Source organism: Paenibacillus sp. S28, from assembly GCF_016624415.1.
Classification (GTDB): Bacteria; Bacillota; Bacilli; order Paenibacillales; family Paenibacillaceae; genus Paenibacillus_AQ; species Paenibacillus_AQ favisporus.
This window is the reverse complement of record NZ_JACVTM010000001.1, coordinates 404,407-421,238: the sequence shown is the minus strand read 5'-3', so window position 1 is coordinate 421,238 and position 16,832 is coordinate 404,407. Positions and strand designations below refer to the sequence as shown.

Below are 16,832 nucleotides of genomic sequence, written 5' to 3'. Positions count from 1 at the left end.
GAATCCTTCATCAAGCATATATCCTTTTTCAAACCATCCGTTCCCCACTTCCTTCTGCCAGCTTCTGCACGGGTGCTTCGACCCGCTGCATTTCGGATTATAGACGGACGGAGCGCATGACGAACAGGATGAACTTTCTTCACCTGGGGGTGAGAAGAATTCATCCTCCTGCGTTCATATATGATCTGCTATACTGGATGCAATTGTAATCTTCTGTAAGGGGGTTTGAAATGGAGCAGATTCGAGTGATGCTGGTCGAAGACGACCCTTTTTGGAGGGATCACATCAGCAGCGATTTGTCCGATGAGCCTGATATTGAGATGATTGCCGCCTGCGCAACCAAAGAAGATGCCATCGAGACCGCTGCAAAATCGAGGATCGACATCGTTCTGATGGACATCAATCTGACCGGCAACAACCTGGACGGGCTGGAAGCGGCCGAGCTTATTTTGCGCCTGCCCGGGAACGAACCGGTGAAGATCATCATGCTCACCTCCATTACGGAAGCGGAAGTCGTCATGAAATCTTTTCGGCTTGGCGCGCTGAATTATATCAATAAGTCGAGTTATCAGGATATCGTTCACGCGATTAGGGAAGCGCATCATGGCCGGGCAGCGATCCATTCCGATGCCGCCCGGATCATGCGGAGCGAGGTTCAGCTCATGGAACTCACGCCCATGGAGAGAGAAGTGTTTGATCTGAGGAAGAACGGATTAAGCAAGCGGGAAATTTCCGAGAAGCTGCACAAATCGACGAATACGATCAAGTCGCAGCTGCGCAGCATCAAAAACAAACTGACCCATTTTAAAATGGACTAACCTGGTCAAGCGTCCGGGAATCCGCTTGCCGTTTGAATGCAGGCGACAATGGCTTGAACCTGGCGTAAGGAAAATGCAGAACGATCGTCGTTCCCTTCCCGGGTTCGCTTGCGGCAACGGATAACCTCCCGCCGTGTTTGGACATGACGCTGGTGCAATAGGACAGACCCAGCCCATAGTTCAGAGCATGCTTCTTTGTCGTAAAGAACGGCTCGAATATTTTGGCCAGATGTTCGGGAGGAATGCCTGCGCCGTTATCCTGTACGGTAATCCGGAACTCCCGTCTGGTCGAAGCCGTATGGAGCTCAATGCCTCCGCCGGAGACAGGCAGCGCGTCAAGCGCGTTGCGGATCAGGTTGGACAGCGTCTCCGCGACGTGAACCGAATCGCAGTATAGCCGCCCTTCTGCGTCGTAACTTGCGGTTATCGTGGCCGGATGGCGCTCAATCAGCGAGCCGGCGGACGCGACGACGGAGTCGATCAGCTGCCGGATATCGTGCTCCCCCTCCTGCAGGACGACGTCCTCCGCTTTATCCTTGATCCGGTTGACCATGTGCAGCAAATGGGCGGTTAAGCCATGCACCTGGGCGATCGTATGCGCCGCCTTATCCGATTGTCCCGATTCCAGCAGAACCCGGCTTTTCTCTGCCAAATAATCGATTTTCTGGATTTCGTTCTTGATGGAATGGTTCAGGATGGAGACGCCCATGGTCAGCGTCCGGATGGAATAGTCAATGCGCTCCCGTTCGATTCGCAGCTTGATGCCGAGAAACCCGGATCTGGCGATATAAAAAATAATAAACCCCACCGTCCCCAAGATCATGATAAAGTTGGCCTCCCACATTCCATTGCTCTCCAAGTGAAACGACCACCAGCCCAGCTCCAGATGCTCAAAGCCGATGTAATCGCTCGTATACGCCCACAGCATTGCCAGCGGCAGCACGAATGTCCGCCACTGTCTGCGTCTCGCCGCTTCGCTTTTCTCCTTAAAATAGGCAAGGATGTAGCCAAAGCTTCCGGCGGCGACATAGATTCCGTCCCACCAGCGAAAACGGGCGACTTCAAACTGATTCCAAGGTTCATGGGCCCAATGGTCCGCCATCAGCAACCATGGACCAGGCAGCAGCGCGAGCGTCAGCGCCTTTTTAACAAAACCGGTAACGCTCTCATTCAGCCATAACCCTCCCATACAGTAAACGTACGGCAGGACGTAAAAATAAATATGCATGGCGGCTACCGTAAGCCAATAAAGGAAGTAACTCAGCCCGGGGGATAACCAAGCGGCTGGAATGTAGGGGATAATAGACAAATGCATCGCAAACGCGAAGCTGGCAGATCCGCCAAGCAGTATAGTCAAGCCGATCCATAACGTCGAGCGGGTGCGGTTAGCCAAAAAAAACAGGCCTAAAGACCATAAAGAAACAAACATGAATATGTATATTATTTTCATGGGTTGGGTGCTAACCCATCCACCTCCGTGCCAGAATCACAGACATTCATGCCATATTCGTAAAAGTGTTGCACTAACTTTCTGCTTTCTTTCCCCTCCTTTTTTTACAATATCCAAGCTCTTGGATAAGCTATTCGGCATATGCTATGATTCGGACTTTAACATATATGTCACTGCCCTCTTCCCCATGCTTGCAGGTCCAAATCAGGCTCACCCATTCAGCATGTCCATTGACATCTTGGTAGCAAAAAAACAGATTGGGCATATTCCCCTTCAGGCTATCTTTCGAGGAAATATCGTATCATTCCAGTCAGTTCTCGGGAAATCGGCAATTGGCCGAATCGCCAGATACATATACATAATCGGGCTGCACTGCACAATCTTACCAGATTCTAATCAAAAAAAGTATCCTTCCGGATACCTTAATTTATAGTTGATAGTATAACGCAGCCGGAATTCCGTCCCATATGCATGAGCATCCGCAATACCATGGATTTGCTTAGCAGAATAAAGGACAGCAAAGAACGAATTCATCGTCCTGGGCTGTCCTTTCATTTGCCTATTCTTCCACCTTAATCCGCAGTTCACCCGCTGCCAAACCGTCCCCAGCTGCGCGGATCACCACTTCGCCGGTCTCCAGTCCCGACTGAACGACTAGGAGGCATCGGCCTCCGCGGGTTTTCCTGCGGCTGCTCTTATAAGGCTCGTGGTCGCGTAAATCGCCGTTATCAGCGCCAATGATCTCGCCTTTACCTTGAATGTCGAAGCTTAACTCGAAGTCCGAATTCGGGACGACGATCCCCTGTTCATCCACGACGCTGACTTCGATTTGCGCGATATCACGGGCTTCCGTCCTCAGCAGGGAGCGGTCGGTGTCCAGTACGATCCGATACGGCGCTCCTGCCGTTTTCATCTCATACTCGGATACTATCGCATCGCCGTTACGGCCGACCGCACGAATGGTGCCGGCATGAAATGGTACATGCCATTCCATGAGGCGGTTCGGGTAATCCGTCAGTTTCCGCACGCCGTACGATTCGTTGTTAATGATCAGCTCCACGCTCTCGCAATTGGTGAACGTAACAAGCCTCATCAATCTGCCCGCCTGCTCGGGAAAGGTCCAGTGGCTCGCGAGCCCAGGCGATTTCCAATGCAGCGTCCACTGCGCGCCGGCATCCTCTTGTGCCGGATCGAACACGGCGATATGAACCATTGGCTCTGCCGACCAGAAGCTTTGCTGCAAATAAGAGATCGGTTTGCGGAAGCCGCAGGTATCGATCAGTCCGGATGCCCAGCCTTTGTACGGATATGAAGCCTCTCCCAGATAATCAATCCCGGCCCAGACAAATTGCCCGATCACATAGTCATGCTTCTCGACATCAAACCAAGGATTGACCGGAAGGTAGCCCTTCACGCGGTTGCCTTCCCCCCGGTAGTAAGGGAACGTTTCGGTGCCGACGATCAGTGTATCCGGCATAGCTTCCCTGTAATGCTCATACCACTGCTCCTGATAATTAAGCCCCAGTATATCAACCAGCTCCGCCATCTTTTTCGTGTGCAGGACCTTGTCCTCAATCGGACCTTCGCGCAGGCTGATCGGCACGTTATGCGGTTCGAGCGCGCAGGTGACGGGGCGAGTCGGATCCAGCTTGCGGCAGTAGTCAGTAAGCTGCTTCAGCATAACCAGCATGGATGGCTGCCCTTGATTTTCGACCTCATTGCCGACGCTCCACAGAAAAATGCTCGGATGGTTCCGGTCCCGGATCAGCATCGCCTCCAGATCCTTTTCCCACCAATCATCATACAGGTGCTCATAATACAGCGATTTCCACTTGTCGAACGCTTCATCAATGACCAGAAAGCCCATGCGGTCGCATAGATCAAGAAGCTCCGGGGCCATCGGGTTATGGGCAAAGCGAATCGCATTGCAGCCCATTTCCTTCAGCCTCTCCAGCCTGCGCTTCATGGCCTGATTATTGTAGGCCGCACCCAGGCAGCCCAGATCGTGGTGAATACACACGCCTTTCAGCTTCAGCGCCACTCCGTTAAGAAGGAGTCCTCTGTTCGGGTCCAGCACGACTTCCCGAATGCCAAACGGCGTAATATATTCATCGGTTTCAGCTCCGTCCCGAACAATCGTTGTCCGGGCATAATACATGTCCGGCTGGTCCGGCGACCACAAATGCGGAGAGGGGATCACCGTTTCCTGATTGACCATAACCTCTTCTGAAGCAGATACGGTCACAGGAGACTCACATTTCCCCAAAACCACACCCCGGCTGTCCACGAATTCGGTAATAACCATACAATCCGCAGGCTCTTCGCCATGATGGTTTACCCGGATTTGCGCCTGGACCGTTGCTTTATCCGGGTGGATCTCCGGTGTCGTTATGAAAGTTCCCCACGCTGCAACATGCAGCTCATCCGTCCGAACCATCCATACATTGCGGTAAATACCCGAGCCCGAATACCACCGGTCGGACGGCATCGGCGTATTGTCCACCTTGACCGCGATCACATTGTCTTGATCCCACTTGATGTGAGGCGTCAGATCGTACTGGAAGCTGACATACCCGTAAGGCCGTTTTCCGGCGAAATGACCGTTGATCCATACCTCGCTGTTATGATGAACCCCATCAAACTGAATAAAGACGCGCTCATTGTCGGATGACGACTTGATATGGAAGTGTTTTCTGTACCATCCCACGTTCCATCGCGGCAGGTAAGCCTGCATGCCACCGAATGCCATGGCGGGATCCACCTGCTGCTCGATGCTCCAGTCATGCGGAACCTGCAGCTTACGCCACTCCTGATCTTTAAAATCCGGCTGTTGGGCGCCTGCGTAATTTCCCAGGGCGAACAACCAGCCCGTATTAAACGAGCTCATCTTCCTGCTTCGGGTTCCCGCTTCCATTGTCAGTTCTGCCATGAGCCTACCTCCTGCTCTACTCGTAAGGGATATGATCGTTGAATGACTAATAGATGGTTCGGCCGGCTGCATCCGGAATACCGGATTTCCGGTAAAAGTACGTATTTATGACATCCCGCCACTCTTTGGCATGCTCCAATTGAATATGCAGCCGCTCCCAGACATTCCGGTAGCGCCATTCATCGATATGACCTTCCAGCTTGCTCCAACGCCCGATCAGCTGCTCCACACCCTCCACACCGTCGAAATGGGTGTCATAAATATGCTGGATCACCGTCTTGCCGGAATGAAGCACATGGCTGTACGGAACGTGATGGAAGAACAGCAGCAGCTCATCCGGACACGATTCCAGCGATTCATACCGCTGTGCATTTTCGGGGAAATATTGGGAGACATAGCCGGTTCCGTCCTTGACCGTCCGGTTTACGCCGATGCCGTGACAATCGGCAAAATGATACGTTCCCCACACCGAATACTCATAACCGTCGACATTCGGTCCGTAGTGATGCCCCGGGTTGACCATCCAGCCGACGCCAAGCGGTGAGGTGTAGCTCTCGTAAATATGCCATGAGTCTGCAAGCATAGGTTCAATTTCAGCGGAAACCAAAGAATCGCCGCCAAATGTAAGACGAATCCATTCGTCCGTGATATCCTTTTCGGTCAGATCCGGATTCCAGGCGAGGCGGCCGTACCCGTAAAGGTTGGCTTGCGCCAGCGTATGCCCGGTCCAATTTTGGTCGTCTCCCACGTTAATGACGGCGGCGATCCCGCAGGCTCGATAAGGGTAGATCCCCCCGGAGACCACTTTCTTGACCTCGGTGCCCTGGCCTTGGGCGAACGTATCAAAGTCCAGGATCTCTTTCCACTGGGGAACAAGATAGCACAGATGCTTCTGCTGCCCCGTATACTCCTGCGTGATTTGAAACTCCAGCATCTGATTCGTGCCGGGCATGGCTCCAAGGAGCGGGGATACCGCTTCACGGACCTGAAAGTCCATCGGACCGTTTTTGATTTGGAGAATGACGTTAGGTTTGAACTGCCCATCGAGCGGCTTAAAATGGTCGTAAGCTGCGCGTGCCCGGTCCGTTGACCGGTCTCTCCAATCCTGAAGGCAGTTGTACACGAAGCATCTCCAAATGACGAGCCCGCCGAACGGCTCCAGCGCTTCCGCCAGCATGTTCGAACCGTCCGCATGCGTACGGTCATATGTAAACGGGCCCGGACGATGCTCCGAATCCGCTTTTACGACAAATCCGCCGAAATCGGGAATATATTCGTATATTTCCTTTGCTTTTTCCTTCCACCAATCGCCCACCCGGGAATCCAGCGGATCGGCCGTGTCCAGTCCGCCAAGTTCCATCGGGCTTGCATAGTTGACGCTGAGAAACAATCGGATGCCGTAACGGCGGAAGATCCCGGCCACATTCGCCACGTCCGGCAGAAACTGCCGAGTAATCAGCTGCGTTTCCGACCGGTGGACATTGACGTTGTTTATCGCGATGCCGTTGATGCCGATGGACGCCATCAGCCTGGCATAGTCCCGGATACGGGCGTCATCCTCAACAAACCGGTTATCTTGAAAAAAGATTGATCTGCCAGCATACCCCCGCTCAATGGAACCGTCCATATTGTCCCAATGGTTCATCATGCGCAGCGGATTCCGCGGGCTGTCCGTCACATCCAGTCGGTCCAGCTCCTGTCCGGTCCGCAGAAACCGCAGCAGATGAAATGTGCCGTACAAGAGGCCCCTGTCCGTATTCGCCATCACATACAGCGAACTGCCGCTGTTCTCGGAACGACGCCGGATGGCATACCCTTCTTCCCCCAGATCCTTGATTCGTGCTCCATCCATCCATTCTTCCTGTACACCGATCTCCTCGAGTAAAGCAAGCCGGATCAGGTTCGACGCCTGCCGACCCGGGTCTGACACGATGGCAGGAAGTGTGCCTGTCATTTCACGAATGCCGTGTGTGAGTTCGGCGAGCGCGGAATCGATCACATCCGAATTGCCATATACCGCGATTTGGGTCAGTTCCTTCATCCCGGCGAGTGATTCATTATTCGTATAGCTGAGCCAGCCCTGATCCGCTGACGAGTATGGAAGCCTTGCCTCTAGCGCCATGAGCTTCTCGTCCCTCCCGATGATCTTTATATAAAATAATGCGGATATTTCTCTTTTAAAAAGTCCTGCTCCACGACGACAAGGCGGAGATGCTGCTCCATCACCTTCATCGCGTGTTCTTTATCCTGCTGAATGATCAGCTGGTAGATTTCCTTATGTTGACGAATAATATTTTCCCAGTTGGAGTCTTTGGAGAGCCGGAGCAGCCGCAGCCTGTTAAAATGAATGTTCAGCTGCTGCAGCATTTTCCACGTCCGCTGTTTGCCGGTGGCATCAAACAGGATTTGATGGTACTCTTCATCCAGCTCAAACAGCCTGTAGAAATTGTTCTGCCCTGCACAAACGTCCTGCATGGCAATGTTCGCTTCAATCATGAACCGGGCGTCTTTATCCAATTGGTCGCAGGCAAGCGCCACGATTTCTTTTTCCAGCTTCTCGCGGATAAACCGGCCTTCCTCCACATGCTTCAGGTTAATGCGGGACACAATGGTGCCGCTCTGCGGGATGATGTCCAGCAGTTCTTCTTCCGCCAGCTTCATAAACGCTTCCCTGACGGGCGTTCTGCTGACGTTCAGCTCGTCCGCGATTTCCTTCTCCGAAATTTTGGTGCCGGGTTCGAGCTCCAAATGAAGAATTCTTTCCCTCAGCAGGTTATAGGAATAAGCCCTGGTGGAACCCTTGATTTTCTGCTCTGTCGACATTACGGTTACCTCTTTCTCCTTGCTTTCATTTCACAACACGCGAAGGTTGAAATGACTGCCAAACATTCTTTTTTTAAAAATAATTTAGTCGGTCAACACTGCGGACACTTACAGGATTTCTATCATCGAACCGGTTGGAATAAAGTGGACAGGAAGTCCGGGAAATCTGCCGGCAAGCCGTTCGCTGATCAGCTTCATCCCCGGTTCCTCGCTAGCTGCATGACCCAGCATAAGCAGCGCTTTGGCTCGTCCCTGCGCGGTTGCATCCCGGACATATTCGGGCGTTTCCCATTCCGGCCCTTCACCGATGATCATCAAATCCAGACGTTCTTGCTCGAATAACGGGATCGCGTGCTGTCCACCTCCCCTGTACCCGACAGCAACTCCGATTAGCCCGCAGACCGTCTCGGGATCGCCGACGGCACGCAGGTAGGGCAAATTCAGCTTCTGTTTTACATGCTCGGCGATGTCAGATAACCTACGGCTCTGCGGCAGCTGCACAACGGAAGCCGTTCCGAGATCCCGGTGCTCATCATCCTCCCATCCCAATGCTTCGATCAGTCCCGCCGTGATGATATCCGGCCGATAACTGTGCGGATGATCGTGAAACCGGTAAATGATCATATCATCCGATTCGATCAGCTTCCGCTTTGCCGCATGAACGGGATCTTCCGGAGCGAAGCCCTGCTCTTCCTGATGACTGTAAAAAGCCCCTTCGTGCGTAACCAGCAGGTTCACCCCAAGCCGGGCGGCCTCAAGGACAACATCATGGGAAGCGATGAAAGCGACCCCGATTCCGCGGACCTCCGCTTCGGGAGTTCCGGCGATGATCCGGTCGATCCGGGATTCCAAATCTCCGGCGGGTTCCGTTAAATACGTTACAACCTCCTGAGCAGTAACACGCAAACCATTCACTCCTTCGGACCATGAAAAGCATGGATGTTCGTGGTGGATGTCATGCTAATACGGCATAACGCCCGGCGAGTTGAAAACAGGCTGCCATTTCGCTGGCGAAACGGCAACCCGATTCGTGTAACTTCAGATAAGTTCGTGTTTATGACGACTTACCGACTTACTTCTTCTCTTTATAAGCTTTATACGTCTTGTTGGCAAGCTTAACATAATTATCCAGACCCTGTCCCTTGAGCTCGTTCACGAATGCGTCGAACTGGGACAACGGTCGCTCGCCGAGGATAAATTTGAGCGTGTTTTGATCCGAGTAGTCTTTCAGCGGCGTGCTCAGCAGCGTCGCCTGCTCGCGGTCTTCTACGGAATACGGGATCGGCGGCTCGGCCGGTACGACGGTTTTCGTCTTTTTCATATCTTCCTGGAACTTTTTCTCTTCGTCGCTGAACATCGATTGCAGCAGCTCCGTTGTACCGCCATAGGCGAACACCCCTCCGGAGAAGCCATAATCGATACGCAGGTCCTTCGTTCCTTTCGGGTTCAGGCCGTTATAGTTGATATCGTCGACCAGCTTCCGGACGCCGTTCTCTTTGGTATACGTTACCCCTTCAACACCCCACTTGGCAAACTCTTCGCCTTCGTCACTGTAGTAGAGCCAGTCAATGAACTGAAGGATCGCCTTAAAGTTCGGGTTTTCCTTGGCTTTGGCAAGAATCATCACGCCGTTCTCCAGACGGGAGCCTGACATCAGCTGACCTGCAGGTCCTCCTGGCACTGTAATTTTGGCGATGGAGAATTTGCCCTCCCCGAGCGATTTGTTCATGTCCGTGCGATGCAGCACGACGGTCTGGGAGTTGCCGTTGATCACAAACGATTTACCGGATACGAACTTCTGAGTCGCCTGATCATCCGTTTGCGTAAAACTTTCTTTGTCCAGCAGTCCTTCGGATACAAGCTTGTTAAAATACGTCAGCATATTTTTGTATTCCGGCGTCGTGGACGTGTACACGAACTCGTCCTTGTCCGCTTTGTAAGTGAGTCCGTTGCCGAAGCCCCAGCCTGCCTTCGTTCCGAATCCGGTCGCTGCAATGTTCAGCGTACTGTTGAACTGGAACCGGTCGGAGAACGGAATCGAGTCCGGATAAATTTCCTTCAGCTTCTTGAGAGCGGTATACAGCTCATCCCAGGTCGCAGGAATCGGAATGTTGTTCTTCTCAAAAATGTCGGTCCGCACGAGCAGCGTATAATCCGGCCATACCTCTTCATGCAGGCCAGGGAGCACATAGTATTTACCGTCCTCCTGCCGGAGTCCGTCCAGCTCCTTTTCCATGCCCCATTTTTCGACTTTATCCTTAAAATTCGGCATCATATCAATGTAATCGCTTACCGGCAAAATCGCACCGGATGACACAAAGGAAGCTTCTTCCCCGGGATACGTTTTCGGAATGACCAGCGGAGCATCTCCCGAGCTGATCAGCAGCGAGCGCTTCTGGCTGTAATCGCTCATCGGAACGATGGTTGGCTGAAGCGTGACACCCGTTCTTTTCGTGATTTCCTGGAACAGCATCCAGTCCTTCTTGTAAGGGTAGGCCGGCTGGTCGCTGAAAAGAATCGGCAGGTTAAACGGCTCGGTTGCCTTGAAAGAAACGTTAACGCCGTAATTTTCCATCGCACCTTTGGATTGGTCCTTGGCTTCTCCGCCGCTGCTGCCAAGATTGTTGCTGCAGGCAGCCACGGACAGGCTCATTACTGCGGCCATCAGCGTCATTCCCCATTTTTTACGAGAACGCTTGAACATTTGTTTACTCCCCCCATGAATGAATGTCGGAACTGCAAAGAACTGTAAAGCTATGAAATGAATGCGGCGATCCGGACCGGATTTATCCTTTCACGGAACCCAGCATAACACCCGAAACAAAGTACTTCTGGACAAAAGGGTAAATCAGCAGAATCGGCAGAATAGTCAGAACCATCGTAACCGATTTAATATTCGCAGAGATTTGGGTCAGGTTATCCGCTGACGTCGCTCCCGCAGAAGCACCGCCTGTTGCCCCGGCAATGAGGTTTCGCAAATAAACGGTGACCGGGAACAGTTCCTTCTGGTCCATGTACAGGAAAGAGGAAAACCATGAGTTCCAATGTCCCACCGCATAGAACAGCATCATGGTGGCCATGATCGCCTTACTGAGCGGAAGAATAATGCGGAACAGAATCCCGTACGTATTCAAACCGTCGATCGAAGCCGCTTCTTCCAGCTCCTCCGGCATATTCTCGAAGAATGATTTCATGATCAGCATGTTGTAGATGCTGATGGCACCCGGAACGACGATCGCCCAGATCGAATTGGCAAACCCAAGGCTGTTAATGAGCACATAGTTCGGGATCAGCCCGCCGTTAAAGAACATGGTGAACACCGCGAACATCGTCAAAAATTTGCGTCCCATCAGCCTTTTCTTGGACAAGGCGTAGGCAAAGATCGTCGTCATGAACATCGAAATAACCGTTCCGACCACCGTATACACGACGGTGTTTTTGTAGTTCGTCCAGAACATCGCATCCTTGGCCACCGTCCGGTACGTGTCGATATTGAATCCTCTCGGAATCAGATTGACCTTCCCCGCATTGATATAAGCCTCGCTGCTGAAGGATTGGGCGAGCACGTTAATGAAAGGAAATACCGTAATGAAGACGATCAGCAGCAAAATGATCGTGTTGATAATTTTGAATACTTTATAAGAAACGGAATCTTTCACTTGAGGCACCTCCCTACCATAGGCTTCTTTCCGTTACTTTTCTGGAAATCGCATTGACTGAAAACACCAGAATGAGTCCGATGATGGATTCGAACAATCCGATGGCTGTAGCGTAGCTGAAGCTGCTGGATTGCAGACCGACCCGGAACAAATATGTAGAAATGACGTCGGATGTTTCATAGATGACGGGATTGTAGAGCAGCAGTATCTTTTCAAAACCGATTGCCAGGAAGCTGCCCATGTTCAGGATCAGCAGGGTGACGATGGTCGGCAGGATGCCGGGGATCGTCACGTGCAGCGTCTGTTTCCAGCGGTTGGCGCCGTCGATTCTCGCTGCTTCGTACAGGGAGTCGTCAATCGTCGTCAGTGCGGCCAGATACAGAATCGCTCCCCAGCCCATGCCCTGCCACACCTCGGAGGTCACGTAGATCGCCCGGAACCACTCGGCCCGCTGCATGAAATTAATACCGTCACCGCCGAAGAAACGGATGAGCGCGTTGATGGAGCCGCTCGCCGAAGTCATCTGCAGGATCATGCCGGCCACGATGACGATCGACAGAAAGTGCGGCATGTAAGATGCGGTTTGAACGAATTTCTTGAATTTCTTGTTCTTTACTTCGTTAAGCAGTAACGCAAAGATGATCGGAATCGGGAACGTGAACAGCAGGGTCAACGCGCCGAGAATCAGCGTGTTTGTAAATACTTTCCAGAATGTTGGATCCTGGATAAACATCCGGAAGTAGTGAAGCCCCACCCATTTCTCACCATAAATGCTCCCCCCGGGAACAAAACGGCGAAAGGCTATGACGTTGCCGATCATCGGCCCGTATTTGAAAACGAGCAGATAAATGATCGGTAATACCAAGAGCGAATACAACTGCCAGTCTTTGCGTAAAAGCCTCCCCACAGAACGCTGCTTCTGCTTCTTGACGGCTCTTTCCTGGGGCAAGGCGGGGCTAACGGCCTTCGTTTCCATTCTTCAGATCACTCCAATCCGCGCAGAACGTGTCGCTGTTATTTTTACATTTCTCGTACCAATCCATCTGATGTCTCGAGCAACCATTTCACATATGAACTTTCATCCCGGTCCGGGCAAGCTGATAAACCGCTTACAATTTGCCTGCTGTGTGCGGCCGTCGAACGCTGACAAGACCTCCCCTTTCCTAAAGCGCTTACAAATAACCTTCGAAAAAACTCAATACATCTGTTCTCTAAAGCTTTTTTAAACCTAGAAAAACATTAGACCGGAATAAAAATGGTGAGGCAGTTCAGAAGAAAATTGGAATACTAGTATAACTAGTATGGTAGTTGAGCTGTTTTTATTGTAATGGACCTTTTCCTGGATTTCAATATTTTTCTTTCGAGAACTTAAAAAAAGTTAAGCCCTCTGCGAACAAGCGGAATACGAAAACCGTCATCCCCAACCGCAAAAAAGCGCCAGCCGTGACATATCACAGTTGACGCTTCATATGAAACATTCGTATATTCCTGCTTCTCTTCGGCATGATTACCTTGTTCGTTAAATGTTCAGCATCTCGGCACGCTTTTCCAATTCGTCTTGACCACAATGCAACTCGGCATATATATACTCTGTCAGCAAAAAAGAAATCGTGGATTCCGCCCCCTTGTTCCGGTTCGGCCCGTTCGGCGTCAGTCCGTCGCAGCAGCTGCCGTCTGAAGGATCGGCGAGCGGCCGGCGGCAGTCATTTTCACCGAGGAACCACTCCCGGCAGCGCCGGATTAGCTCTTTATATTCCTGACTGCCTTCCACCCAATATGCCTCCTTCGCGGCCAGAGACAGCTTCATCACTTCGAGCGGCTGTTGATCCCACCGGCTGCGGTGGCCGCGATCGGCCCAGCCCCGGTTGCCGATCGGCCGGATCCAGCCTTCTTTTGCCGTCATTTGTTCGGCCAGAAAATCCAGGGATTCCTTGGCCACCCGCCGGACGGTTTCGCGTCCCGTGGCTTGATAGGAGGAATAGAGTGCCCATGGAAGTACGCCGTTTCCGTAGGTCATCTGCGGCTCGAACCAGTGCCAGCCCGGTTCAGCCGACGTGGAGTAGAGGTCCATCAAATTTCCCTCTAAACGCTCGATCAGTGTCCAAGCCTGAAGCTTCTCCAGCAGTTCCGGCCTTGTCATTCGGAGCGGATAACATTCCTCCACTGTCCACAGCCGGGAGTAGGCCGCAAGCGTATACGCCCACCCCCGTGGGAACTGCAGCTGCTGCGCGGCAGCGGCCGACCGGAGCAGAATCGTTTCAGCAGCCCACCTGCTTCCCTCGTCCGGCAGCTCGGCCCATGCATTCACCGCAGCCCATACAGCGCGGCCATGGCAGTCATCCGATGCCGTTTCCGGTTCTGGAGAACAGTCATAAGCAATATTATTATGGAACGTTCCGTCCTCTTTTTGAAGCCATAGCAGAAAAGCCAGATAGATGTCTGCCAGCTTCAGCCAGCGCTCGCTGGCATCCGGTTCCATGCGCTGAATAACCGAACAAGCCCACAGGGCACGGGCATTGTCGTCTGTTGTATATCCTTCATGTCTCCGGGGAACCGAACCTAAGGCATGCTCGAGCAAACCTGTATCATCAGTCATCCTTTCCAAATGTCTAGGACAGATGCGGTAACTATTCAAGGGTCCCCCTCCCTCAGTTCGCTTTCATGATTTCCGGAATGGAAGCGGCTAATCCATTAAACAGCTCCAGATGGAGCTGACCGACCTTGGACCAATGCATATCGGCTCCAATCCGGACCATCTCCCGTTCCCATCTTTTCGCCGTTTCCTCATCGGAGAGAATAGCCCCCATTTGTTCCGACCATCCCTTCGTATCATCGAAAGGAATCAGCAGCTCCGGATAATCCCCCAGCAAATCCTTGGCATAGGCATACGGCGTCGTCAGAACCGGCCGGCCCAAGCCAACCGCATAAGCGAGTGTTCCGCTCGTAATTTGCTGCATGCCCGGATAAGGCGTGACGTACAGGTCGGCGGCCGATAACAGCCCAGCCAGTTCGTTCTCTTCCACGAACCTGTCGATCATCACGACATGGCCATCCACTCCCAGTTCACAGGCAAGGGATTCGAGCTCCTGCCGGTACGCCTCGCCTTCCCATTTGCGCACTTCAGGATGCGTCTGCCCCACGATGGTATACAAGGCGTTCGGAACTTTTCGAACGACATCCGGAAGAGCACGAAGGATCAAATCAAATCCTTTCCCCCGGCTGAGAAGACCAAACGACATCATGACCTTGCGTCCGTCCCAGCCCATGGATTGCCGCGTCCGTTCGCGTAAACCAGCCGCAGGCTCCGGTGTTCCATGAGGCACGCAGCGGATTTTATCCATCGGCACACCCATCGATCGGTGGAGGTAGCCGGCAGCCAGCCGGTTCATAACCAGTATCAGATCGCTCCGCTGGGCAACCCGCTTTTGAATGCTTAAATACGGCTCTTCCGGATGCTCAAATACGGTATGGAAGGTAACGGCAAGCGGCTTATCGAGATGATCGACCAAATCAAGCACATATTCTCCGGCTTCCCCGCCGAAAATTCCGAATTCGTGCTGAAGCGAAACGACGGAGACGTCGCTCCGGTTCAACCGCTCGGCAAGCTTTCGGTATGCTTTGCGGTCCTCCTTCTCGACTTCATGGATCATCGGATCCGTATCTCCCAACAAACTGAACGCCGGCTTGACGGCGTAAACCTCATCTTGGCCCTTCCAGCCTCTGGCCCCGTTCACGCTTTGCCGCAAGTGATGCGTATAGGTGGCAATCCCACATTTTTGAGGCACATAAGTACCTATATAAGCGATCCGATTCATACCGTAATCTCCTCCTCCTCTTTGATGCGGTGAGCAAAAGCTTCGTAAAGGATATGCCGGGATCCGATTTCCGAGCCGAAGCCGAATACGCATTGGTACAGCTGTGCTGATTCCCTTACGTGACAGCCATCCCACAGAATCGTCTCCGATAATCGGGTGTTATTGGCAATCCGGCAGTCATCCCCGATGACCGTATACGGTCCGATGATGGCTTTATCGCCGATTTGCACGCGGTTTCCGATCACGACCGGCGGGATCAAAAGGGCACCGTCGCCGATCCGGCAGCTGTTCCCGGTCCAGATTCCCGAAGTCTTCTCTTTACCCGGCAAAGGCAGCTCCAATTTGCGATCCAGAAGGTCCCAATGCACCTGCCGATAACGTTCCCGGGTGCCCATATCGAGCCAATATCTGGTCATCGTGAAGCCATACACGCCTTCCCCTGCTTCGATGAGAAGAGGGAAGGTTTCCCTTTCGATCGATACCTCGCGGCCTGCCGGTATGTAGCTCAAGGCTTCTTTGTTCATGACATAGATTCCGGCATTGATCAGTTTCGAAGGTGCTTCCCCCGATTTCGGTTTTTCCACAAACCGGGCTATGCGGCCTGTTTCCGAGATGTCTACAACGCCAAAAGAACTGGGATCCTCTACCTCGGTCAGCCCGATGGTAACGGTCGCCTGCCGTTCCTGATGATATTGAATGAGCGGTTTAATATTCATATGCTGTACGATATCTGCGTTAAACACCAGGAAGCAGTCGCCAAGCAGCGATTCCGCGTTTTTAATGGCCCCGGCAGTACCCAGCGTCTCGTTCTCTATAACATACTCGATGGAGACCCCCCATTTTTTGCCGTCTCCCAAATGGTTTCGAATCAGGTCCGGGTAATGCTTGAGCGCCAGGACAAATTCCCTCACCCCTTGATCTCTAAGCTGCCTTACCAAGTGTTCGATCCAGGGACGATTTCCTACTGGCGCCATCGGTTTCGGCATTTGTTCGGTTAACGGCCGCAGACGTGTGCCCAGTCCCCCGGCCAACAGCAACGCTTTCATCGGTTGATCACCCTCCAGTTCGGTTTTCGGTCATAAAAAAAGAAGCCGGCGCATGGCGAACCTTTTCTCGATCATGGCACCATGAGCGTAAAAAATTCATTCATCAACGACTTCTGTTTTGGAGTTGTCTGGTATTCAGCTGCTATGCGCTAAAGCCCGTCCACTATGACCTTTTGCCCCTCGGCGGGATCAAGTGCCGCATCATCGAACAGAATGGTCATATAAATATAACCTCCTCCCGTTGCTGATTATTAGCACTCACCTAAATAGGCTGCTATTAATACTAATAACG

The 16,832-nt window shown here is 52.4% G+C and carries 12 protein-coding genes; 1 reads left to right on the top strand and 11 read right to left on the bottom strand.

Going from position 1 to position 16,832, the window contains the following annotated elements:
• The first annotated feature begins 230 nt into the window (after window positions 1–230).
• Window positions 231–818 carry a response regulator transcription factor gene (locus IAE55_RS01820; RefSeq protein ID WP_105443195.1) on the top strand — a complete coding sequence of 196 codons (588 nt, stop codon included), beginning with the start codon at window positions 231–233 and terminating at the stop codon, window positions 816–818.
• Here IAE55_RS01820 and IAE55_RS01815 read toward each other — a convergent pair.
• The 11 genes from IAE55_RS01815 to IAE55_RS01765 all read right to left on the bottom strand — a co-directional run bounded on the left by IAE55_RS01815 (window position 805) and on the right by IAE55_RS01765 (window position 16,540).
• The gene (locus tag IAE55_RS01815; protein ID WP_200630769.1) at window positions 805–2,211 is read right to left on the bottom strand and encodes a sensor histidine kinase; all 1,407 of its coding nucleotides are present in this window, start codon (window positions 2,209–2,211) and stop codon (window positions 805–807) included. The genes IAE55_RS01820 and IAE55_RS01815 overlap by 14 nt on opposite strands.
• 616 nt (window positions 2,212–2,827) lie before the next feature.
• Window positions 2,828–5,197, bottom strand: coding sequence for a glycoside hydrolase family 2 TIM barrel-domain containing protein (locus IAE55_RS01810; protein WP_234489235.1), 2,370 nt, complete (start codon window positions 5,195–5,197; stop codon window positions 2,828–2,830).
• 46 nt (window positions 5,198–5,243) lie between these two features.
• Window positions 5,244–7,319, bottom strand: a complete 2,076-nt coding sequence (locus tag IAE55_RS01805; protein WP_200630768.1) for an alpha-glucuronidase family glycosyl hydrolase — start codon at window positions 7,317–7,319, stop codon at window positions 5,244–5,246.
• 26 nt (window positions 7,320–7,345) lie between these two features.
• Window positions 7,346–8,020: a GntR family transcriptional regulator gene (locus tag IAE55_RS01800; RefSeq protein WP_105443197.1), complete on the bottom strand. Its 675-nt coding sequence runs from the start codon at window positions 8,018–8,020 to the stop codon at window positions 7,346–7,348.
• Window positions 8,021–8,128: 108 nt separating this feature from the next.
• Window positions 8,129–8,935 (bottom strand): Nif3-like dinuclear metal center hexameric protein, encoded by an 807-nt coding sequence (locus IAE55_RS01795; RefSeq protein ID WP_325168592.1) that lies wholly within the window; start codon window positions 8,933–8,935, stop codon window positions 8,129–8,131.
• Window positions 8,936–9,092: 157 nt separating this feature from the next.
• Window positions 9,093–10,724 carry an ABC transporter substrate-binding protein gene (locus tag IAE55_RS01790; RefSeq protein ID WP_200630766.1) on the bottom strand — a complete coding sequence of 544 codons (1,632 nt, stop codon included), beginning with the start codon at window positions 10,722–10,724 and terminating at the stop codon, window positions 9,093–9,095.
• 82 nt (window positions 10,725–10,806) lie between these two features.
• The gene (locus IAE55_RS01785) at window positions 10,807–11,679 is read right to left on the bottom strand and encodes a carbohydrate ABC transporter permease (protein WP_200630765.1); all 873 of its coding nucleotides are present in this window, start codon (window positions 11,677–11,679) and stop codon (window positions 10,807–10,809) included.
• A 13-nt stretch (window positions 11,680–11,692) separates the two neighbouring features.
• A complete protein-coding gene (locus tag IAE55_RS01780; protein WP_192714383.1) occupies window positions 11,693–12,655 on the bottom strand; it encodes an ABC transporter permease in 963 nt (320 codons plus the stop codon).
• Window positions 12,656–13,198: 543 nt separating this feature from the next.
• Entirely contained in the window at window positions 13,199–14,314 is a 1,116-nt protein-coding gene (locus tag IAE55_RS01775; RefSeq protein WP_234489234.1) for a glycosyl transferase, read from the bottom strand.
• Window positions 14,315–14,327: 13 nt separating this feature from the next.
• Window positions 14,328–15,494 (bottom strand): glycosyltransferase family 4 protein, encoded by a 1,167-nt coding sequence (locus IAE55_RS01770; RefSeq protein ID WP_200630764.1) that lies wholly within the window; start codon window positions 15,492–15,494, stop codon window positions 14,328–14,330.
• Complete coding sequence (locus tag IAE55_RS01765; RefSeq protein WP_200630763.1) at window positions 15,491–16,540, bottom strand: nucleotidyltransferase family protein; 1,050 nt, start codon at window positions 16,538–16,540, stop codon at window positions 15,491–15,493. The genes IAE55_RS01770 and IAE55_RS01765 overlap by 4 nt, the downstream gene beginning before the upstream one ends.
• Between the last annotated feature and the right edge of the window lie 292 nt (window positions 16,541–16,832).